The organism is Pseudomonas sp. 1121_17, assembly GCF_052850745.1.
In genome coordinates this window covers 366,361-386,740 of sequence record NZ_VXCX01000003.1, presented here as the reverse complement: position 1 = coordinate 386,740, position 20,380 = coordinate 366,361, and the positions used below count along the sequence as shown (strand labels likewise).

Here is a 20,380-nt window from a genome sequence, read left to right as displayed (position 1 = left end):
GTGACACCAATGGCGGCCTTTGTGACCTATTGGCCGTAGCACTCTGGCTAGACTTGACCGCCACGACAGGCGCCGTGCCTGTTCTCGACAAGGATGCAGCAGGCCGATGAATGATGCTCAATCGCCGTTGATCGACGGGCCGCACAGTGCCTGGCTGGATGCCGAAGGGCAGCGTTTGCTGGTCTTCGCCAGAGCCTCACAGCTGGAACTCGGCTTCGGCAATCTCGACAGCTACGGCCACCTCGCCGCCGACGCAATTGCCGACACCATTACCACCGCGCGGATGACCCACAGCTTTGCCTTGGCTCATCTACAAGGCAGGCCCGGTTGTCTGGAGCTGGTTGAGCTCGGCATCGCCGCCTTGGCCGGCACGCTGCGCGATGTCGAGCATGGCGGCTGGTACGCCAGCGCCGCTCCCGCTGGCGACAGCATCAAAGCCGCTTACCTGCACGCCTTCGTTGCCCTCGCTGCGAGTTCTGCGCAGGTGGCCGGCAGCGCTGCTGCGCCGGCCTTGCTGGCGCAAGCCATCGAGATCATCGAGGCGCATTTCTGGAGTGAAAGCGAGGGTGCCCTGCGCGAAAGCTTCAGTCGCGACTGGCAGCAGCAGGAGGCCTATCGCGGGGCCAACAGCAACATGCATGGAACCGAAGCGTTTTTGGCCCTTGCCGACGTGACTGGCGAGCCGATCTGGTTGCAGCGTGCGCTGCGCATCGTCGAGCGGGTGATCCACGGCCATGCGCGTGCCAATGGCTTCAGTGTGATCGAGCACTTCGACCTGCACTGGCAGCCGCTCACCGATTACAACAGCGACAACCGCGCCGATGGCTACCGACCCTACGGCGTTACTCCCGGCCACGGCTTCGAGTGGGCGCGGCTGCTGCTGCACCTTGAAGCTGCGCTGCAATTGGCCGATCTACCGACACCCGACTGGCTACTGGCCGACGCACGCGGCCTGTTTGCCAGCGCCTGTGAGCACGCCTGGCACACCGACGGCGCCCCCGGAATCGTCTACACCCTCGACTGGCAACAACGCCCGGTAGTACGCCAGCGCCTGCACTGGGTGCATGCCGAGGCCAGCGCCGCTGCCGCTGCGTTGTGGCAGCGCACGGGGGAGGCGCAATACCAGTGCTGGTACGGGCGTTTCTGGGCGTTCATCCAGGCCCATCTGATCGATAACGACGCCGGCAGCTGGCACCACGAACTGAGCCCGGACAACCTCCCCAGTGCGACGATATGGGCGGGCAAACCGGACCTCTATCACGCTTATCAGGCTGTGCTGTTGCCCACCCTGGCACTGGCGCCAAGCCTTGCCACGGGCCTCGCCCGGCGAATGTAACCAACTGATGACAATCGCGCAGCGCTTCGTTACCTGAGGGGCCTTGCCGGGTTATTACACTCCTGTGCAATGCAAGCGACAGTCTTGCCCTGCATAACAACAAGAAAGGTATTGCGATGAACTCCACTCTGCGTCTCGCCGCCGCGATTTCCCTCGCCTCCCTGCTGCCCCTGAGCGCGTCTGCCGCCGATGCCAAAGGCTCGGTCGAAGTGGTGCACTGGTGGACCTCTGGTGGTGAAAAGGCTGCTGTCGATGTACTCAAGGCTCAAATCGAAAAAGACGGCTTCATCTGGAAAGATGGCGCTGTTGCCGGGGGCGGCGGTGCCACCGCAATGACCGTACTGAAGAGCCGAGCCGTGGCCGGCAATCCGCCAGGCGTGGCCCAGATCAAGGGCCCGGACATCCAGGAGTGGGCCTCCACCGGCCTGCTCGACAGTGACGTGCTCAAGGACGTGGCCAAAGAGCAGAACTGGGACGGCCTGCTGGAGAAGAAAGTCGCCGACACCGTCAAGTACGAGGGCGACTATGTCGCTGTGCCGGTCAACATCCACCGCGTCAACTGGCTGTGGATCAACCCCGAAGTATTCAAGAAGGCCGGCATCGATAAGGCGCCGACCACCCTCGACGAGTTCTACGCCGCAGCCGAAAAACTCAAGGCAGCCGGCTTCATCCCGCTCGCCCATGGCGGCCAGCCATGGCAGGACAGCACCGTGTTCGAAGCGGTGGTGCTGTCGGTAATGGGCGCCGACGGTTACAAGCAGGCGCTGGTTGATCTTGACCAAAAGGTGCTGACCGGACCGGGCATGGTCAAGGCGCTGACCGAACTCAAGCGCGTCGCTACCTACATGGACGCTGACGGCAAAGGCCAGGACTGGAACCTGGAAGCAGCCAAGGTCATCAACGGCAAGGCCGGCATGCAGGTCATGGGCGACTGGGCCAAGAGCGAGTGGACCCTGGCCAACAAGGTCGCCGGCAAGGATTACCAGTGCGTGCCGTTTCCGGGTACCGACAAGGCCTTCACGTACAACATCGACTCGCTGGTGGTGTTCAAGCAGAAGGACGTCGGCACTTCGGCTGGCCAGCAGGACATCGCCAAAGTGGTGATGAGCCAGGACTTCCAGAAGCTGTTCAGCACCAACAAGGGCTCGATCCCGGTCCGTAAGGACATGCTCGTCGAGATGGCCAAGCATGGCTTCGATGCCTGCGCGCAGACCTCGGCCAAGGACTTCCTTGCCGACGCCCAGACCGGCGGCCTGCAACCAAGCATGGCGCACAACATGGCGACCAACCTGGCAGTGCAGGGCGCGTTCTTCGATGTGGTCACCAACTACATCAACGACCCCAAGGCCGACCCGGCCGATGCCGCGAAAAAGCTCGGCGCGGCGATCAAGTCCGCCCAGTAACGGCTGGTCCGGCGCAGCCGTCCTCGCGGCGGCTGCACGCCACCCTCAGTTAACGTTCTGTACTGACAGGTATCGCTGCCATGACTACTGCGACCGCGCAATTGCGGGCCTCACCCCTGGACGCCGTGCAGCGCTGGTTACCTAAACTGGTACTGGCGCCGACCATGGTCATCATCCTGGTGGGCTTCTACGGTTATATCCTGTGGACCTTTGTCCTCTCGTTCACCACCTCGACCTTTTTGCCCAATTACAAATGGGCAGGGCTGGCGCAATACGCACGCCTGCTCGACAACGACCGCTGGTGGGTGGCGAGCAAGAACCTGCTGGTGTTCGGCAGCCTGTTCATCGGCATCAGCCTGGTCATCGGAGTACTGCTGGCGATCCTGCTGGACCAGCGTATCCGCCGCGAAGGGTTTATCCGCACCATCTACCTGTACCCGATGGCGCTGTCGATGATCGTCACCGGCACGGCCTGGAAGTGGCTGCTCAACCCCGGTATGGGCCTGGACAAGCTGATGCGCGACTGGGGCTGGGAGGGCTTTCGCCTGGACTGGCTGATCGACCCCGACCGGGTCGTGTACTGCCTGGTGATCGCTGCCGTTTGGCAAGCCTCCGGGTTCATCATGGCGATGTTTCTGGCCGGCCTGCGCGGGGTCGATCAGTCGATCATCCGCGCTGCGCAGATCGACGGTGCGAGCTTGCCGCGGATCTATTGGCAGGTGGTTCTGCCCAGCCTGCGCCCGGTATTTTTCAGTGCGGTGATGATCCTCTCGCACATCGCCATCAAGAGCTTTGACCTGGTGGCGGCGATGACCGCTGGCGGCCCGGGTTACTCGTCCGACCTGCCGGCCATGTTCATGTACTCGTTCACCTTCAGCCGTGGCCAGATGGGCATGGGTTCGGCCAGCGCGATCCTCATGCTGGGCGCGATCCTGGCGATTCTGGTGCCTTACTTGTACTCGGAGCTGAGGAACAAACGCCATGACTAGCCGCCTCGACAAACCGGCCATCAGCCTCAGCCGGCTGGCCATTCATGCGGTATTACTGTTTGCCGTGCTGCTGTACCTGGTGCCGCTGGTGGTGATGCTGCTGACCAGCTTCAAGACCCCGGAAGACATCGGCAGCGGCAACCTGCTCAGCTGGCCGGCGGTGGTCACCAGCATCGGCTGGGCCAAGGCCTGGGCCACGGTCAGTGGCTATTTCTGGAACTCGATCATGATCACCGTACCGGCGGTGCTGGTCTCTACCGCGCTCGGCGCACTCAATGGCTACGTCCTGGCGATGTGGCGTTTCCGTGGCTCGCAGGTGTTCTTCGGCCTGCTGCTGTTTGGCTGCTTCCTGCCGTTCCAGACCGTGCTGCTGCCAGCCTCGTTCACCCTCGGCAAGCTCGGCCTGGCCAACACCACGGCTGGCCTGGTGCTGGTGCATGTGGTGTATGGCCTGGCGTTCACCACGCTGTTTTTCCGCAACTACTACGTGACCATCCCCGATGCGTTGGTGAAGGCAGCGCGGCTGGATGGTGCCGGGTTTTTCACCATCTTCGGGCGGATCATTCTGCCGATGTCGACGCCGATCATCATGGTCTGCCTGATCTGGCAGTTCACCCAGATCTGGAACGATTTTCTGTTCGGCGTGGTGTTCTCCAGCGGCGACTCGCAACCGATCACCGTGGCCCTCAACAACCTGGTCAACACCAGCACCGGGGCCAAGGAATACAACGTCGACATGGCCGCGGCAATGATCGCCGGCCTGCCAACCCTGCTGGTCTATGTGGTCGCAGGCAAGTATTTCGTGCGTGGCCTGAGCGCCGGCGCAGTCAAGGGGTAAGTCATGGCCACACTCGAACTTCGCAACGTCAACAAGACCTACGGCACTGGTGTGCCAGACACACTCAAAGACATCCAGCTGGCGATCAAGGACGGTGAGTTTCTGATCCTGGTCGGCCCTTCCGGCTGCGGCAAGTCGACCTTGATGAACTGCATCGCTGGCCTGGAGAGCATCAGCGGCGGGGCGATCCTGATCGATGGCGACGACGTCAGCGGCATGAGCCCGAAGGATCGCGACATCGCCATGGTGTTCCAGTCGTATGCGCTGTACCCGACCATGAGCGTGCGCGACAACATCGCCTTCGGCCTGAAGATCCGCAAGCTGCCCCAGGCAGCCATCGACGAAGAAGTGGCGCGGGTAGCCAAGCTGCTGCAGATCGAACACCTGCTCACGCGCAAGCCGGGCCAGCTCTCCGGCGGCCAGCAGCAGCGCGTGGCGATGGGCCGGGCGCTGGCACGGCGGCCGAAGATTTACCTGTTCGACGAGCCGCTGTCCAACCTCGACGCCAAGCTGCGGGTCGAGATGCGCACCGAAATCAAGCTGATGCATCAACGGCTGAAAACCACCACGGTGTACGTCACCCATGACCAGATCGAGGCGATGACCCTGGGCGACAAAGTGGCGGTGATGAAGGACGGCATCATCCAGCAGTTCGGCACCCCGCAGCAGATCTACAACGACCCGGCCAACCAGTTTGTCGCCAGCTTCATCGGCTCGCCGCCGATGAACTTCGTGCCGGTGCGCCTGCGCGAGCAGGGCGGCCGTGTGCTGGCGCTGCTCGACAGTGGCCAGGCGCGCTGCGAGCTGGCGCTGGGCGCGGCCAGCCAAGGCTTCGATGGCCGTGAAGTGATTCTCGGCATTCGTCCCGAGCAGATCAGCCTCGGTGCAGGGGGGGGCGACGGCCTGTCGCTGTTGCGCGCCGAAGTCCAGATCACCGAGCCGACCGGGCCGGACCTGCTGGTCTTCGTCACCGTCAACCAGACCAAGCTGTGCTGCCGGCTGGCGCCGGATATCAGCTGCCAGGTCGGCGACACCCTCAACCTGCAGCTGGACCCGGCACGGGTGCTGCTGTTCGACGCGCAAACCGGTGAGCGCCTGCACCTGGCTCGCCACGCCGCACCCTTGCAAGATAACGTTGCCCACATCGCGGGCCGTTGATTGGCCCCTTCATAACAAGAAAAGAGGACGCACAGGGATGGAACATCGCAATCGCATCAGCACGTTGGGTTCGCTGGCCTTGCTGGCCGTGGTCGGCAGCAGCAGCGTACAGGCCGCCGAGGCCTTCTCCAGCGAATCGAAATGGATGAGTGGCGACTGGGGCGGCACCCGCACCGAGCTGCTCGACAAGGGCTACGACTTCACCCTCGACTACGTCGGTGAGGTCGCCGGCAACCTCAATGGCGGTTACAACGACGACAAGACTGCGCGCTACAGCGACCAGTTCGCCCTCGGCATGCACCTGGACCTGGAGAAGATCCTCGGCTGGCACGACACCGAGTTCAAGCTGGCGGTCACCGAGCGCAGCGGCCGCAACCTGTCCAACGACCGCATCAGCGACCCGCGCGCCGGTCAGTTCAGTTCGGTGCAGGAAGTCTGGGGCCGCGGCCAGACCTGGCGGCTGACCCAGATGTGGATCAAGCAGAAGTATTTCGATGGCGCGCTGGACGTCAAATTCGGCCGCTACGGCCCGGGCGAGGACTTCAACAGCTTCCCTTGCGACTTCCAGAACCTGGCGTTCTGCGGCTCGCAGGTGGGTAACTGGGTCGGCGGCATCTGGTACAACTGGCCCGTCAGCCAGTGGGCATTGCGGGTCAAGTACAACATCACCCCGGAAGTCTTCGTGCAGGTCGGTGCGTTCGAGCAGAACCCGTCCAACCTCGAAACCGGCAACGGCTTCAAGCTCAGCGGCAGTGGCACCAAAGGCGCGATCATTCCGGTCGAGGCGGTCTGGCAGCCCAAGGTCAATGGCCTGCCGGGTGAATACCGCCTGGGTTATTACTACAGCACGGCCTCGGCCGATGACGTCTACAAGGATGTCAACGGCAATGCCCAGGGCATCAGCGGCGCCGGCTTCAAGTCGCACTCGAGCAAGCACGGCTGGTGGGTGGTGGCCCAGCAGCAAGTCACCGCACATGCCGGTGACGTCAATCGTGGCCTGAGCCTGTTCGCCAACTTCACCGTGCACGACAAGGCCACCAACGTGGTCGACAACTACCAGCAAGTCGGCATGGTCTACAAAGGTGCTTTCGATTCACGGCCCAAGGATGACATCGGCTTCGGCATCGCCCGGATCCACGTCAACGATGACGTGAAAAAGCGCGCCGAGCAGCTCAACGCACAGAGCGGTATCAGTGATTACAACGACATGGGCTTTGTGCCGCTGCAGCGCACCGAGTACACCGCCGAGCTGTACTACGGCTTCCACGTCACCAACTGGCTGACCGTGCGGCCCAACCTGCAGTACATCAAAAGCCCAGGTGGGGTTGATGAAGTCGACAACGCGCTGGTCGCAGGGCTGAAGATTCAGTCGTCATTCTGAGACTAAATGTTGTAAATTTACGCCATCGTAGCGACCGCACTGCGGTCGCTTGTCGCCCAGCCGTTGTCACGCAGGCTGTTTCAGCAGTGCGTGGCGACGCGTTTGGCCGGCAACCGCGGCCCTAATGACAACAAGAGTTACCAGCCATGCCCGAACATCCGCTCTACTGCTTGTTCACCCCGCAGCGGCCCAGGTCCGTCTTCGAGTGGGAGCGTCATCAACAGCGCGATGTCCTTATCATCGATCACCCGCACTGCCAGGCGGTGTTCAGCCGTCAGGGTGCGCAACTGCTGCACTTTCAGCCGAGCGGCGAACGGCCGTGGTTGTGGTGTGCCGAGCAATGGCCGCAAGTTGGCGCGATCCGCGGGGGAGTGCCGGTGTGCTGGCCCTGGTACGGGCGCCACCCCAGCGAAGACCTGTGGCCTACCCATGGCTGGGCCCGGCTACTGGACTGGAAGCTGCTGAGCAGCACATCCGACGATGACGGTGTGACCCTGGTGTGGCAGTTGCAGCTGTGTGAGTGGCAGGTCGACCTGCACGCGCGGCTCGGCAAGAACATGGAGCTCAAGCTCAGCACCGTGCATCAGGACAGCGAAACCTGCCAATTGAGTCACGCTCTGCTGGCTTACTGGCGTATTAGTGACGTTGCCAAGATAGCGCTGTCTGGGCTCGAAAACATTGAAGGTTATGACCAGCTGAGCCGGCAGAGCTGCCGGCAGAAGGGCGCCTTGAAGGTCGGTGGCGGCTGCCAGCGAGTGTATCCAGGCACCTCATCGGTGCAGTTGCACGACCCGACCTGGGACCGCGAGCTGTGTATCGATACCGGCGACAGCGACGACACCGTGGTCTGGCACCCCGGCAGCCGCCCGCTGATGGGCGTCAGTGGCCGCGAGAGTCAGCGCTTCGTCTGTGTCGAAGCCGCCAGCGGCAGCACCGCTGGCCTGAGCCTGGCGCCGGGCGAGCAGGCGCACCTGAGCCTGCAGGCGCACCGGCTCAATTGAGCTCGTCGTCCTCGATCGGGTAGCGGCTGGCGTTGAGGCTCTCCTTGATCTTGCGCAGGTGCGGCTGGAAGTCGACGCCGCGGCGCAGGGTCATGCCGGTGGCCAGGACGTCGAGCACGGTCAGTTGGATGATCCGCGAAGTCATCGGCATGTAGATGTCGGTGTCTTCCGGCAGCGGGATATGCAGGCTCATGCTGCAGGCATTGGCCAGCGGCGAGCCGGCGGCGGTCAGGCCGAGCACCGAGGCGCCGTTTTCGCGAGCTACGCGGGCAACCTCGACCAGCTCACGGGTGCGCCCGGTGTAGGAGATGATCACGAACAGGTCGCCGGTGTGTGCTACCGAGGCGAGCATGCGCTGCATCAGCACGTCGGCGTGGGCCGACACGGCCAGGTTGAAGCGGAAGAACTTGTGCTGGGCGTCCAGTGCCACCGGGGCCGAGGCGCCGAGGCCGAAGAAGTGGATCTGGCGGGCCTGGATCATCATGTCGACGGCGCGGCTGACCTGCTGCGGGTCGAGCTGCTGGCAGGCGCTGTCGAGCGAGGCGATGGCGCTGCCGAAGATCTTCTGGGTGTAGGCGGCCGGATCATCATCAGCCTCGACCGCACGGCTGACGTAGGCGGCGCCGCTGGCCAGGCTTTGCGCCAGCTGCAGCTTGAGTTCCGGGTAGCCGCTGACGCCGAACGAGCGGCAGAAGCGGTTGACGGTCGGCTCGCTGACCTTGGCCGCCTGGGCCAGTGCGGCGATGCTGAAACGGGTGGCCTGTTGCGGGTTGAGCAGGATGACTTCGGCGACTTTGCGTTCGGCCTTGTTCAGCTCATCGAGGCGTCCCTGGATCTGTTCCAGGAGGTTGCGCACGCGGTCCATGGTATGTCCTTGGGTCGAGAAGACAGCCGGCTGGCGTTACAGCAGGCTTTTTGCAGGGTTGTCTATCGTACTGTCGGTAGGGGTTGATCTACCACTTGTCTGTAACACTTGTCGGCAATGTTGTGGTTTTTACTACATTACCTCTTGAAAAGTGCGGTTGAAAACGATATTCCTAGGTCAACTTTAGGAAAGAACCAACATCATGGCTGCGATCAGTGTTGAACCTTGCACCTTTGCCTTGTTTGGCGCCTTGGGCGACCTGGCACTGCGCAAGCTGTTCCCCGCGCTTTATCAGCTCGACCGTGCCGGCCTCCTGCACGCCGATTCGCGCTTGCTGGCGCTGGCCCGCGAGGCCGGTGACAGCCAGCAGCACCTGGCCAACATCGAAGCGCACTTGCGCCGGTTTGTGCCCGATGCCGATATCGAAGCGGCTACGCTTGGGCGCTTTCTGGCCCGGCTGAGCTACCTGCATCTGGATTTCCTCCAACCCGAGGGCTATCAGACCCTGGCTGAACAGGCCGCCCCTGGCGTGCCTCTGATCGCCTACTTTGCCACCCCGGCGGCGGTATACGGCGCGATTTGCGAGAACCTCGACAAGGCCGGCCTGGTCGAGCGCACCCGGGTGGTGCTGGAAAAGCCCATCGGGCACGATCTTGAGTCATCGCGGCGGGTCAACGACGCGGTGGCGCGGTTCTTCCCCGAGAGCCGGGTCTATCGCATCGACCACTACCTGGGCAAGGAGACGGTGCAGAACCTGATCGCCCTGCGCTTCGCCAACAGCCTGTTCGAGACTCAGTGGAACCAGAATTCGATCTCCCATGTGGAGATCACCGTGGCCGAAAAGGTCGGTATCGAAGGCCGTTGGGGCTACTTCGACAAGGCCGGCCAGCTGCGCGACATGATCCAGAACCACTTGCTGCAGCTGCTCTGCCTGATTGCCATGGACCCGCCCAGCGACCTCTCGGCCGACAGTATCCGCGACGAGAAGGTCAAGGTGCTCAAGGCTCTGGCGCCGATCACCGGCGAGGCCCTCAGCACCGCCGTGGTCCGCGGCCAGTACATCGCCGGTTACAGCGATGGCAAGCCAGTGCCGGGCTACCTCGAAGAAGACAATGCCAACGCCCAGAGTGATACCGAAACCTTCGTCGCCCTGCGTGCCGATATCCGCAACTGGCGCTGGTCGGGGGTGCCGTTCTACCTGCGCACCGGCAAGCGCATGCCCGGCAAGCTGTCGCAGATCGTCATCCACTTCAAGGAAACCCCGCACTATATCTTCGCTCCGGAACAGCGCTTGCAGATCGGCAACAAGCTGATCATCCGCCTGCAGCCGGACGAAGGTATTTCGCTGCGGGTGATGACCAAGGAGCAGGGCCTGGACAAGGGCATGCAACTGCGCAGCGGCCCGCTGCAACTGAATTTTTCCGATACCTGGCGCAGTGCGCGGATTCCGGATGCCTACGAGCGCTTGCTGCTGGAAGTGATGCGCGGCAACCAGAACCTGTTCGTGCGCAAGGACGAAATCGAATATGCCTGGAAGTGGTGCGATCAGCTGATCGCTGGCTGGAAAAACGCCGGCGACGCGCCCAAGCCCTATGCGGCCGGTTCATGGGGGCCGATGAGCTCGATTGCACTGATCACACGTGATGGGAGGTCATGGTATGGCGATATCTGAACTGCAACTGCCAAGCGTCGTCACGACGCACCAACTGGCTGATGCCAAGGCGTTGGCTGCACGCCTGGCGGCGGATGTCGCCGAGCGTCTGCGCCAAGCCATTGCCAAAAAAGGCCGGGCTTGCCTGGTGTTGTCTGGCGGGCGCAGCCCGGTGCCGTTTCTCGAACAGCTGGCCAGCGCCGAGCTGGACTGGACCAAGGTCACCGTCAGCCTCGCCGACGAGCGCTGGGTGCCGGTCGAGCATGCCGACAGCAATGCTGGCCTGTTGGCCCGGCACCTGTTCAAAGGCCCGGCGGCCAAGGCCCGTTTCATCGGCCTGTATCAAAACGCCGGCAACCTTGAGGCCGCCGCCGAGCAGGCCGATCAAGCCCTCGCCGAGTTGCCGCCGATCGACGTACTGGTGCTGGGTATGGGTGACGATGGCCATACCGCCTCGCTGTTCCCGGCCAGCCCGTTGTTGCGCCAGGGCCTGGCCAAGGTCGGCGAGCAGCGGGTGTTGCCGATGCTTGCGCCAAGCGTACCGCATCAGCGCCTGAGCATGACCCGCGCCTTGCTGGGCAGCGCTGCCTTTACTGCTTTGTCTGTGCAGGGGGCCGGCAAGCTGGCGACCCTGCGCACCGCGCTGGCGGGCGATGACCCCAGCGAAATGCCGATTCGCGCCTTTCTTCACGACCCCCTGAGCATCTACTGGTGCCCATGAGCCAAGGATCCACTGTCATGACCACCCTTGAACGCCCCCAGCCTTTGCTGTCGATGGCCGAAAAAACCGCGCGGATCGATGCGATCTGCGCCGCTGCACGGATCCTGCCGGTGATTACCATCGCCCGTGAGCAGGACATCCTGCCGCTGGCCGATGCTCTGGCCGCTGGCGGCATTCGCACGCTGGAAGTAACCCTGCGCTCGCAGCATGGCTTGAAGGCCATTGAAGTGCTGCGCGAGCAGCGCCCGGAACTGTGCATCGGCGCCGGCACTGTGCTCGATCGCGGCATGTTCAATGCTGTCCAGGCCGCAGGCGCACAGTTTGTGGTGACCCCGGGGATCACTGCCGACATTCTCGCTGCTGGTGTAGAGAGTGACATTCCGCTGTTGCCAGGCATCAGCACACCGTCGGAGATCATGCAGGGCTACGCCCTCGGTTACCGCCGCTTCAAACTGTTCCCGGCCGAAATCAGCGGTGGCGTGGCAGCGATCAAGGCCTTTGGCGGGCCGTTTGGCGATATCCGCTTCTGCCCAACCGGCGGCGTCAATCCAGGCAATGTGCGCAACTACATGGCGCTGAACAACGTGATGTGCGTGGGTGGCACCTGGATGCTCGATAGCAGCTGGATCAAGAACGGCGACTGGAACCGCATCACTGAATGCAGCGCCGAGGCGCTGGCATTGTTCGACTGATTGAATTCGTTGTGTGCTACACGGCTTATGGGGCGCTTGGTCAGCGCCCCTTTTTTTGCCTTGGATAAAGCTGCTGGCAGTCAGGCCAGGCGGAAGCGGCTGACCAGTTGCTGCTGATGCTCGGCCAGGCGCGCCAGTTCCTGGCTGGTGACGGCGGTCTGCTGGGCGCCGGCGCTGACCTGGATAACCAGGTCGTTGATCTCGTTGACGTTGCGGCTGATGTCTTCCGAGACCGCACTCTGCTCTTCAGCGGCCGAGGCGATCTGGATAGTGCGGTCGTTGATGGTGGCTACGCCTTCGGCAATATTGCCGAGCAATTCGCCGGCCCGACCGATACGTTCGGCGCCTGACTGGGCCTTGCCCAGGGTCTCCAGCATCGAGGCGTTGGCGCGGTCCGAGCCTGCCTGCAGATTGCTGATCATCTGCTGGATATTGCCGGTCGACTCCTGAGTGCGCTGAGCCAGCGTGCGCACTTCCGAGGCGACGACAGCAAAGCCACGGCCATGGTCGCCGGCGCGGGCGGCCTCGATAGCGGCGTTGAGGGCGAGCAGGTTGGTTTGCTCGGCGATACCGCGAATCACGTCCAGCACCGAGGTAATGGCGTCGCTCTCGTCCTTAAGCTCATCGATGATGGTGGCGGTCTGCTGGGCCTGGCTGGACAACTCGCGGATCAGCATGATGGTGGTTTCGATCTCCTCGCGGCCCACCACGGTGCTGCCATGGATCTGCTGGGAGAGGTTGGCTGCATCGCTGGTGCTCTGGGCCACGTCGCGTACGGTGGCGCTCATTTCATTGATCGCGGTGGCGACCAGTTCGGTGCTCTGGCGTTGCTGTTCGACGCTGCGGCTGGTTTGCAGGGTGACGGTCGACGACTCTTCGGCAGCCGTGGCCACCTGAGCAGTCGCGCTGCCGATCTCCTGGACGATCTCGGTGATCTCCTGGGCCATGCGGTTGAGGTTGGCGGCGATCTGGCCAAATTCGTCCTGGCTGCGATAGTGGGTGCGTGCGGTCAGATCGCGACCGGCCAGGGCATTCAGGGTAGCGTTGATGTCATGCACCGCCCGGCCCATGCTGCGGATGATCAGCGATGCCAGCAGAGCCACGCAGAGCAGCGCCAGCGCTGCACCGATAGCGGTCAGCCAGAGCGCGCGGGCGGCGCCGCTGCGGGCCTGCTCGGCAAGTTGGCCGACGGTCTGCGCCAGGCTGGTTTCGACTTCGCTCATTTGGTCGATGCGTTGGGTCGCCAGTTCGAACCAAGCTTCAGGCTTGGTATTCAGGGGCTGACCCAATGGCACGTCGAAACCGAGCTTGTGCAGTTTTGCCACTTCCAGCGCCGCTGGACTCTGAATAACGTTCTGGTATTGGCTCAGTACACTGGCGGGTGCCTTGCGCATAAAGCCTTCGCTATAAGCGGTGAATTCACCCAGGTTACGACTAAAGCGGGATAACAGTGCCGCATCGAAGTGATCCTGATTGAATGCCAGGCCGAGGATGACGCGCTCACGGCCCGCGCGCTCCTTGAGTTCGATAAATTGATTGAGCGCGCTGAGTGCTTGCACCACTAATGTATCGGTGACACGGTTTTCCAATGAATGGGTATAGCCGATCAGCTTTTGAATAAGTTCGGTATAACGCAGGCTCGATTGCGTGCTGTCGATGCTCAAACCGTCGACCTGGCCACGCAGCGCTGAAAGTTGCTCGAGGCTGCTTAGTGTCTGGCTCAACTCAGCGGATTTTTCCGGCAGGTTGCGCAGTGTTTCCAGTGCAGCGCTGCTGTCCTGGCGAAACTGACCAAGGCGATCGCCCATGTTCTTGCCTTGGCTACCGATGAACACACCGCTGGCGCCACGCTCGCGTTGCAGGCGGGTAACCAGCTGGCTGATCGACTGGGCGGTGCCGCTCGCGCTGACGGTGGCCTGCATGTCCCGCAGGGTGCGCAGGTTGTCGTTCAGAAACAGGCCGGCGAGTACTAGAAAGCCGAGCAGGGGGAACAGCAATATCAGCAGCAGTTTCTGGCGTAGCGGTGCGTTGGTCAACATTGGCTTTGGCCTCGATATCCTTGTGAGCAGAATTAACTATGGCGAGTGCCGAAGCTGTTGTTGTCATTGGTGGCACGCAGCCACTATGTTAAATGTTTAATCAAATAAAACGAAGGTAATAAGCGACGTATTTCGTCGGAGAATTTGCTGCCCAACGTTAGTGCAATAAACAAAGTGTTGATCCATGTCAGTGCATGATTAATTAATTACAACATAAAAAATAATTGGTTCGATCATCAAACTTTGCTTTCGCCATACGCGCATCCCTGTAGGAGCGGCCTTGTGTCGCGAAAGGCCCGCAAAGCGGGCCCGGCGATGTCCGGGGCGAAGCTGAAATGTTGGGGCGCTTCGCACCCCTTTCTCGACACAAGGCCGCTCCTACGGACGGCGCTGAACTGCTGGCCAAAAAAAACCGCATCCTAGGATGCGGTTTCTCTGTAACCCGACGGTGTTTTATGCCGCCTTGGCCTCTTCCTGACTCAGCGAACGGTTCAGGGCACTGAACAGCGCCTTGAAGCTTGCAGTAGTGATGTTTTCATCGATACCTACACCATGCACTGGGCGGCCACCGGCAACGCGCAGCTCGATGTAGGCGGCCGCCTTGGCGTTGGTGCCGGCACCGATGGCGTGCTCGTTGTAGTCCATGATTTCCACGGCGACCGGGATGCAGGCAGCCAGCGCTTCCAGCGCGCCGTTGCCCTTGCCGTGCCAGTGCAGGTTGGTTTCGCCTTCACCGGCTACCTCCACTTCGACCTTGCTGCTGCCGTTCTCTTCCTGCAGGCGGTGGCTGACCAGCGCGTACGGGGCGTTGGCCTGGAGGTATTCCTTGTGCAGCAGCTTGTAGATCTGCTGGGCGGTCATTTCCAGGCCCAGGCGGTCGGTTTCACCCTGTACGACCTGGCTGAACTCGATCTGCATGCGGCGCGGCAGGCTGATGCCGTATTCCTGTTCAAGCAAGTAGGTGATGCCGCCTTTGCCCGACTGGCTGTTGACGCGGATCACCGCTTCGTAGCTGCGGCCGATGTCGGCCGGGTCGATCGGCAAGTACGGCACTTCCCACAGCTCGCCTTCCTGCTGCTTGCTGAAGCCTTTGCGAATAGCGTCCTGGTGCGAGCCGGAGAACGCAGTGTGAACCAGGTCGCCGACGTACGGGTGACGCGGGTGCACTGGCAGCTGGTTGCATTCCTCGACGACCTTGCGCACGCCGTCGATGTCGGAGAAGTCCAGCTGTGGGTCGATGCCCTGGGTGTAGAGGTTCAGCGCCAGGGTCACCAGGTCGACGTTGCCGGTGCGCTCGCCGTTGCCGAACAGGCAGCCTTCGGCGCGGTCGGCACCGGCCATCAGGCCCAGTTCGGTGGCAGCAATGCCAGTGCCACGGTCGTTGTGGCAGTGCAGGCTGATGATCACGCTGTCGCGGCGATTGACGTTGCGGCAGAACCACTCGATCTGGTCGGCGTAGATATTCGGCGTGGCCACTTCAACGGTAGCTGGCAGGTTGAAGATGATCTTGTGCTCAGGCGTCGGGTTCCACACCTCGGTCACGGCGTCGCAGACTTCCTTGGCGAACTCAAGCTCGGTGGCGCTGAAGGTCTCTGGCGAGTACTCGAATGTCCAGTGCGTCTCAGGCTGCTGCGCTGCGTATTTGACAAACAACTTGGCGGCATTCACGGCGATGTCCTTGACGCCTTGCTTGTCCTGGTTGAAGACAATGCGGCGGAACGACGGGCTGGTCGCGTTGTACAGATGGACAATGGCCTTTTTCGCCCCACGCAGCGACTCGAAGGTGCGTGCGATCAGGTCTTCGCGCGCCTGAGTCAGTACCTGGATGGTGGTGTCATCCGGGATGTGGCCGCCTTCGATCAAGGTGCGCACGAAGTCGAAATCGGTCTGCGAGGCAGACGGGAACGACGCTTCGATTTCTTTCACGCCAACCTGCACCAGCGTCTTCCAGAAACGCAGCTTCTTCTCCGCGTCCATCGGCTCGATCAGCGACTGGTTGCCATCACGCAGGTCCGAGCTGCACCAGATCGGCGCTTCGGTGATGGTCTTGGACGGCCAGGTGCGGTCGGGCAAATCGATGGTGGGGAAGGCGCGATATTTCTTCGACGGGTCTTTGAGCATGGTCATGCGAATAATCCTTTTGGGTGCGGCCGAGATCGGGCCTGCCGGACGATAACGAGATGAATAGGCGAGGCGACGCGATTCACCCTGGTAGTCGGGCACTGACCAGGCAGAGGCTGCGGTGTTGGCGAAGCAAAATGAGGGTGCTAGAGGTTTTCATGACCTCAACCCTAACCACAGCGGTGAGGGTTGGCAAGCCTTGAAAAAAAATTGAGATAAATGCTTAAAAAGTGCGTGCTAGCGAGATTTTATGGCTGTTATTGCTTGAGTGATTCATATTTGTTGCGCAGTATTTTTCCATCACGCAACTCGCTCAAACTGGTCGCCCGTTTGAAACGCATCCTCTGTAGCGGCCTTGCCGGAGCGCCGCACCGGTCGGAAAGGGTCGCGAAGCGGCCCCAGGATTTATGCAGCACAGCAAGATTGCTGGGCCCGCTTTGCGGGCCTTTCGCGACACAAGGTCGCTCCTACGCCCACGCACAGCACCGCGTTGAACCTCTCAGGGTTGGAATGCCCCGATGAAAATCGCCGGATCGACCCGCGCATCGTTCAGGCTGACGTTCCAGTGCATGTGCGGGCCGGTGGCGCGACCGGTCGCGCCGACCCGGCCAACCACGGCGCCACGGCGCAGCTGCTGGCCATTTTTCACATCGATTTTCGACATGTGGCAGAACATGCTGATAAAGCCCTGGCCGTGGTCGACGAACACAGTCTGGCCATTGAAGAAGTAGTTACCGATCAGGATCACTGTACCGTTGGCCGGGGTCTTGATCGGCGTCCCGGCGGGAACGGCGAAGTCCAGCCCGGCGTGCGGGTTGCGCTCTTCGCCGTTGAAGAAGCGGCGCACGCCAAACTTGCTCGACAGCGGCCCGTTGACCGGTTTGTCGAGGATCAGGTTGCTCGGCAGGGCCGGGCTGAAGCTGCGGTAGGCCTTGATCTGCTCGGCCAGCTCGCGGTCGATGCGCTTGAGGTCGGCCGGGTCTGGGTTGACCTGACGCTTGTTTTTCAGGGTGATGTGCTGCTCGGGGTACTTCTTGCTGCCGACGGTGAACGGCAGGCTGCGGTTGCCCTGGCTGAGGGAGGCAGTGCCGGGTTTCTGTGTCAGCGGGATGCCGACGATCGCCAGCCAGTTGTCCTGCTCCTTGACCACCAGCACCGGCTTGCCGTCAAAGCGCGCCTGTGGGGCACTGGCAGCAGGGCCCAGGTCAACCACGGCGACGCCGCCCGGCACTGGCTTGTTGAGGGTGCGGGTGATGTAGCTGGCCTGGGCCGCAGTGGTCAGCAGCAGCAAGGACAGAGCAAGCAGCGGGGCGAGCAAACGGGGCATGTGTCAATCCAATAGCGAAAGGGTGACCGGAGTCTGGTGGTTGTCTTCGACCCGCACCTGCAGCTCGCCTTCGTTGAGGCGAGCGGTCAGGCGTTGACCGTTACGCGTCTGCGCCGCGCTGCGAATGGCCTGGCCGCGCTCATCCAGGAGGATGCTGTAGCCACGCGCCAGGGTCGCCAGCGGGCTGACCACCTGCAAGGTCTGCAACTGGGCCTGGAAGCGTTGCCGGCGATCCTTGAGGGTTTCGCGCATGGCTCGTGGCAGGCGCTCGGCGAGGCTGTCCAGGCGCTGGCCGAGCAACTTCAGCGTGCGCCCCGGATGCTGCGCGGCCAGGCGCGTGTCGAGGCGGCCGAGGCGCTCCTGACGTGCGCGCATGTTCAGCGCAAAGGCGCGGCGCAGGCGCATGTCCAGATCGTCCAGACGCTGCGCCTGTTGGCGCAGGCGTTCGCCGGGATGACGCAGGCGGCGGGCCAGGCCTTCGACGCGCAGGCGGTCATGGCTCAGGCGATTCTGCATCCGTAGCAACAGCCGCCGTTGCAGGCTCTCAAGGCGCAGTTGCAAACCGCTGCTGTCCGGGGCCAGCAGCTCGGCGGCGGCGGACGGCGTGGGTGCGCGGACGTCGGCGACGAAGTCACTGATCGAAACGTCGGTTTCATGGCCTACAGCACTGACGATGGGCGTCACGCAGGCGGCAATCGCACGCGCTACCGCTTCTTCGTTGAAGCACCAGAGGTCTTCCAGCGAACCGCCGCCACGGGCCAGGATCAGGGCGTCGAAGCCGCGGCTGTCGGCCAGGCGCAGGGCGCGCACGATCTGGTTGATCGCCTCGCGGCCCTGCACGGCAGTCGGGATCAGGTTCAGCTCGACCTGCGGCGCGCGCCGGCCAAACACGCTGATGATGTCGCGGATCACCGCGCCGGTCGGCGAGGTGATGATACCGATGCGTTGTGGGTGCGCCGGTAGTGGCTGCTTGCGCTCGGTGCTGAACAGGCCTTCGGCGCTGAGTTTCTCTTTCAGCGCTTCGAAGGCCAGACGCAGGGCGCCGTCACCAGCCGGTTCGACCGTGTCGAGGATCAGCTGATAGTCGCCACGCCCCTCGAACAGCGAGACCTTGCCGCGCACCCGCACTGCCAGGCCATCGCGCAGTGCCTGACGCACGCGCGTGGCGTTCTGCCGGAACAGCGCACAGCGCACCTGCGCGCCGCTGTCCTTGAGGGTGAAGTAGATGTGGCCAGAGGCGGGCCGGGCCAGGTTGGAAATCTCGCCTTCAACCCAGACGTTGCGGAACACGTCCTCGAGCAGCACGCGAGCGCGGCCGTTGAGTTGGCTGACGGTGAGGACCTCGCGGTCGAGGCCGAGTCGTTCGAAAGGGTCTTTGATCATGTTCGGCATCATAAAGGACAAGGCCGGCTTGTGCATCGCCCTCTGCACCGAGCATGCGCTGGAGTGCTACCTTTGCGCATTGCCCAGGGAGGGACTTGCATGCTCGCTCAATTGCCGTTTACCGGCCTTGACTGGATTCCTGTGTTACTCGCGGTCAGCGCGGCTTACATCGTGTTCGGCATTGCCGGCTTTGGTACGGCGTTGATTGCAGCGCCGGTGTTGATTCATTTCATGCCGCTGTCCAAGGTGGTGCCGCTGCTGGTGCTGCTCGATTTCATCGCGGCGTTTGGCAACCTGCTGCCTTCGCGCAAGGACGTCGCCCGCGCCGAGTTGCTGCGGCTGCTGCCGTTCATGGCCATCGGTTGCATTTTGGGCGTGGTGTTTTTATTGCAGCTGAAATCAGACCTGCTGTTGCTGCTGATGGGCGTGTTTGTTACCGCCTATGCCATTTATGGCCTGGCGATCAAAACCCGGCCGACACGTCTGAATCCGCTCTGGGCGGTGCCCATGGGAACCGTCGGCGGGCTGTTCGGCGCCATGTTCGGCAGTGGTGGTTTCCTTTATGCGATCTACCTGAATGCACGGCTGGATTCCAAGGATGAGGCCCGCGCGACGCAGTGCGCGCTGATCAGCTGCAGCACCATCGTGCGCCTGTCGTTGTTCGTTATCGCCGGGGTGTATGCCGACATAAGCCTGCTGTTGCTGGCGGCGTGCTTGCTGCCAGTGATGTTTCTGGGCACCTGGATTGGCCGTCGGTTGAGCTTCAAACTCTCCCGCGAAGCCTTCGTGCGGCTGGTGACCTGGCTGGTGCTGGCCAGCGGTGTGGCCTTGATTGTTCGCTACCTGACGAGCTGAGCAGGGGGTAGAATTGGCTCATTATCGAAGTCCCAGGCCTGCCTTGTTCATGAACACCCAGAGCATCATCGTCCCCAAGCTGTCCACCGTCCCGGTGCACGAGGCCCGCGCGCGGGCGATCCTGCGCTGGCTGGTCAGGGAGAAAATAGTCGAGGAGCAGTTGAGCACCTGTGGGCGCAGCGGCAACCGCATGGCCTACGCGCTGGCGCCAGGCGCGCGCAAGATCGCCCTGCGGCCCGAGCTGCTGCCGTTCGATCAGCCGGTCAACGGCCTGGAAGTGATGCTCAAGCGCTGCATCTACACGCCGACCGAAGGCTTTCTTGAAGAAGCCGGCTGCCCGGAGTGCCGGCGCGAAGTCGGCGAGCCGCTGTTCGACAGCCTGGAGGAGTGGATGCCGGGGGTGAGCGACAACTTCACCTGCCCGCTGTGCGCCTTCGAAGACGACATCAATGGCTTTCTGTTCCTGCAGCCATGTGCCTTTTCCAACCTGGGGTTCATCTTCAACAACTGGGGCGAGGCCGGTTTTACCTCGACCTTCCTCGCCGCGTTTGCCGACTGGCTCGACCATCCGGTAGCTGTGGTGCAGGTAAAACTGCCACAGGCCTGACCGAAGGCCCTTA

At 62.4% G+C, this 20,380-nt stretch carries 17 protein-coding genes and 1 pseudogene; 12 read left to right on the top strand and 6 right to left on the bottom strand.

Going from position 1 to position 20,380, the window contains the following annotated elements:
- Positions 1–106 precede the first annotated feature (106 nt).
- The 7 genes from FW789_RS09350 to FW789_RS09320 all read left to right on the top strand — a co-directional run bounded on the left by FW789_RS09350 (position 107) and on the right by FW789_RS09320 (position 8,106).
- The gene (locus FW789_RS09350; protein WP_411563726.1) at positions 107–1,336 is read left to right on the top strand and encodes a D-mannose isomerase; all 1,230 of its coding nucleotides are present in this window, start codon (positions 107–109) and stop codon (positions 1,334–1,336) included.
- A gap of 116 nt (positions 1,337–1,452) precedes the next feature.
- A complete protein-coding gene (locus FW789_RS09345) occupies positions 1,453–2,739 on the top strand; it encodes an ABC transporter substrate-binding protein (protein ID WP_446431362.1) in 1,287 nt (428 codons plus the stop codon).
- 80 nt (positions 2,740–2,819) lie between these two features.
- Positions 2,820–3,728, top strand: a complete 909-nt coding sequence (locus tag FW789_RS09340) for a carbohydrate ABC transporter permease (RefSeq protein WP_101316973.1) — start codon at positions 2,820–2,822, stop codon at positions 3,726–3,728.
- Positions 3,721–4,566, top strand: a complete 846-nt coding sequence (locus tag FW789_RS09335; RefSeq protein ID WP_340613204.1) for a carbohydrate ABC transporter permease — start codon at positions 3,721–3,723, stop codon at positions 4,564–4,566. Before FW789_RS09340 ends, FW789_RS09335 begins: the two co-directional genes overlap by 8 nt.
- A gap of 3 nt (positions 4,567–4,569) precedes the next feature.
- A complete protein-coding gene (locus FW789_RS09330; RefSeq protein ID WP_103436229.1) occupies positions 4,570–5,724 on the top strand; it encodes an ABC transporter ATP-binding protein in 1,155 nt (384 codons plus the stop codon).
- 37 nt (positions 5,725–5,761) lie between these two features.
- Positions 5,762–7,105 carry a carbohydrate porin gene (locus FW789_RS09325; RefSeq protein WP_446431361.1) on the top strand — a complete coding sequence of 448 codons (1,344 nt, stop codon included), beginning with the start codon at positions 5,762–5,764 and terminating at the stop codon, positions 7,103–7,105.
- A 146-nt stretch (positions 7,106–7,251) separates the two neighbouring features.
- Positions 7,252–8,106 (top strand): D-hexose-6-phosphate mutarotase, encoded by an 855-nt coding sequence (locus FW789_RS09320; RefSeq protein ID WP_446431360.1) that lies wholly within the window; start codon positions 7,252–7,254, stop codon positions 8,104–8,106.
- On the opposite strand, the gene hexR is transcribed toward FW789_RS09320, so the two are convergent.
- The gene (gene hexR / locus FW789_RS09315; RefSeq protein WP_178080816.1) at positions 8,099–8,962 is read right to left on the bottom strand and encodes a DNA-binding transcriptional regulator HexR; all 864 of its coding nucleotides are present in this window, start codon (positions 8,960–8,962) and stop codon (positions 8,099–8,101) included. The genes FW789_RS09320 and hexR overlap by 8 nt on opposite strands.
- Positions 8,963–9,173: 211 nt before the next feature.
- Here hexR and zwf point away from each other — a divergent pair, with 211 nt between their 5' ends.
- Genes zwf through FW789_RS09300 form a run of 3 tightly spaced genes read left to right on the top strand, consistent with a single transcriptional unit; the run spans position 9,174 to position 12,035 of the window.
- Positions 9,174–10,643, top strand: coding sequence for a glucose-6-phosphate dehydrogenase (zwf, locus tag FW789_RS09310; RefSeq protein WP_101316985.1), 1,470 nt, complete (start codon positions 9,174–9,176; stop codon positions 10,641–10,643).
- Positions 10,630–11,343, top strand: a complete 714-nt coding sequence (gene pgl, locus FW789_RS09305) for a 6-phosphogluconolactonase (protein ID WP_446431359.1) — start codon at positions 10,630–10,632, stop codon at positions 11,341–11,343. Before zwf ends, pgl begins: the two co-directional genes overlap by 14 nt.
- Positions 11,344–11,360: 17 nt before the next feature.
- Positions 11,361–12,035, top strand: coding sequence for a bifunctional 4-hydroxy-2-oxoglutarate aldolase/2-dehydro-3-deoxy-phosphogluconate aldolase (locus FW789_RS09300; protein ID WP_181088623.1), 675 nt, complete (start codon positions 11,361–11,363; stop codon positions 12,033–12,035).
- 80 nt (positions 12,036–12,115) lie between these two features.
- Here the strand turns inward: FW789_RS09300 and FW789_RS09295 are convergent, their stop codons facing one another.
- The 5 genes and pseudogenes from FW789_RS09295 to xseA form a co-directional block, all read right to left on the bottom strand.
- Positions 12,116–12,982, bottom strand: a complete 867-nt coding sequence (locus FW789_RS09295; RefSeq protein ID WP_371411602.1) for a methyl-accepting chemotaxis protein — start codon at positions 12,980–12,982, stop codon at positions 12,116–12,118.
- A pseudogene (locus tag FW789_RS09290) lies at positions 12,977–13,957 on the bottom strand (nitrate- and nitrite sensing domain-containing protein); the annotation flags it as partial. The gene FW789_RS09295 and the pseudogene FW789_RS09290, both read right to left, overlap by 6 nt.
- Before the next feature lie 570 nt (positions 13,958–14,527).
- The gene (gene leuA / locus FW789_RS09285; protein WP_103436234.1) at positions 14,528–16,201 is read right to left on the bottom strand and encodes a 2-isopropylmalate synthase; all 1,674 of its coding nucleotides are present in this window, start codon (positions 16,199–16,201) and stop codon (positions 14,528–14,530) included.
- Between the two features lie 493 nt (positions 16,202–16,694).
- Entirely contained in the window at positions 16,695–17,522 is an 828-nt protein-coding gene (locus FW789_RS09280; protein WP_186697564.1) for a M23 family metallopeptidase, read from the bottom strand.
- Positions 17,523–17,525: 3 nt separating this feature from the next.
- Complete coding sequence (xseA, locus tag FW789_RS09275) at positions 17,526–18,905, bottom strand: exodeoxyribonuclease VII large subunit (RefSeq protein ID WP_150571054.1); 1,380 nt, start codon at positions 18,903–18,905, stop codon at positions 17,526–17,528.
- 99 nt (positions 18,906–19,004) lie between these two features.
- Between xseA and FW789_RS09270 the strand changes: the two genes are divergently transcribed.
- Positions 19,005–19,760 carry a sulfite exporter TauE/SafE family protein gene (locus FW789_RS09270; protein ID WP_103436236.1) on the top strand — a complete coding sequence of 252 codons (756 nt, stop codon included), beginning with the start codon at positions 19,005–19,007 and terminating at the stop codon, positions 19,758–19,760.
- 49 nt (positions 19,761–19,809) lie between these two features.
- Positions 19,810–20,367, top strand: coding sequence for a sugar ABC transporter ATPase (locus FW789_RS09265; RefSeq protein ID WP_101317006.1), 558 nt, complete (start codon positions 19,810–19,812; stop codon positions 20,365–20,367).
- Positions 20,368–20,380 lie beyond the last annotated feature (13 nt).

Bases quoted from the DNA above. Each gene is read 5' to 3' on its own strand.
- xseA (WP_150571054.1), bottom strand. From the start codon at position 18,905: ATGATCAAAGACCCTTTCGAACGACTCGGCCTCGACCGCGAGGTCCTC.
- pgl (WP_446431359.1), top strand. From the start codon at position 10,630: ATGGCGATATCTGAACTGCAACTGCCAAGCGTCGTCACGACGCACCAA.
- FW789_RS09270 (WP_103436236.1), top strand. From the start codon at position 19,005: ATGCTCGCTCAATTGCCGTTTACCGGCCTTGACTGGATTCCTGTGTTA.
- leuA (WP_103436234.1), bottom strand. From the start codon at position 16,201: ATGACCATGCTCAAAGACCCGTCGAAGAAATATCGCGCCTTCCCCACC.
- FW789_RS09300 (WP_181088623.1), top strand. From the start codon at position 11,361: ATGACCACCCTTGAACGCCCCCAGCCTTTGCTGTCGATGGCCGAAAAA.
- FW789_RS09330 (WP_103436229.1), top strand. From the start codon at position 4,570: ATGGCCACACTCGAACTTCGCAACGTCAACAAGACCTACGGCACTGGT.
- FW789_RS09280 (WP_186697564.1), bottom strand. From the start codon at position 17,522: ATGCCCCGTTTGCTCGCCCCGCTGCTTGCTCTGTCCTTGCTGCTGCTG.
- zwf (WP_101316985.1), top strand. From the start codon at position 9,174: ATGGCTGCGATCAGTGTTGAACCTTGCACCTTTGCCTTGTTTGGCGCC.
- FW789_RS09340 (WP_101316973.1), top strand. From the start codon at position 2,820: ATGACTACTGCGACCGCGCAATTGCGGGCCTCACCCCTGGACGCCGTG.
- FW789_RS09320 (WP_446431360.1), top strand. From the start codon at position 7,252: ATGCCCGAACATCCGCTCTACTGCTTGTTCACCCCGCAGCGGCCCAGG.
- FW789_RS09265 (WP_101317006.1), top strand. From the start codon at position 19,810: ATGAACACCCAGAGCATCATCGTCCCCAAGCTGTCCACCGTCCCGGTG.
- FW789_RS09295 (WP_371411602.1), bottom strand. From the start codon at position 12,982: ATGGCCCAGGAGATCACCGAGATCGTCCAGGAGATCGGCAGCGCGACT.
- FW789_RS09325 (WP_446431361.1), top strand. From the start codon at position 5,762: ATGGAACATCGCAATCGCATCAGCACGTTGGGTTCGCTGGCCTTGCTG.
- FW789_RS09345 (WP_446431362.1), top strand. From the start codon at position 1,453: ATGAACTCCACTCTGCGTCTCGCCGCCGCGATTTCCCTCGCCTCCCTG.
- FW789_RS09335 (WP_340613204.1), top strand. From the start codon at position 3,721: ATGACTAGCCGCCTCGACAAACCGGCCATCAGCCTCAGCCGGCTGGCC.
- FW789_RS09350 (WP_411563726.1), top strand. From the start codon at position 107: ATGAATGATGCTCAATCGCCGTTGATCGACGGGCCGCACAGTGCCTGG.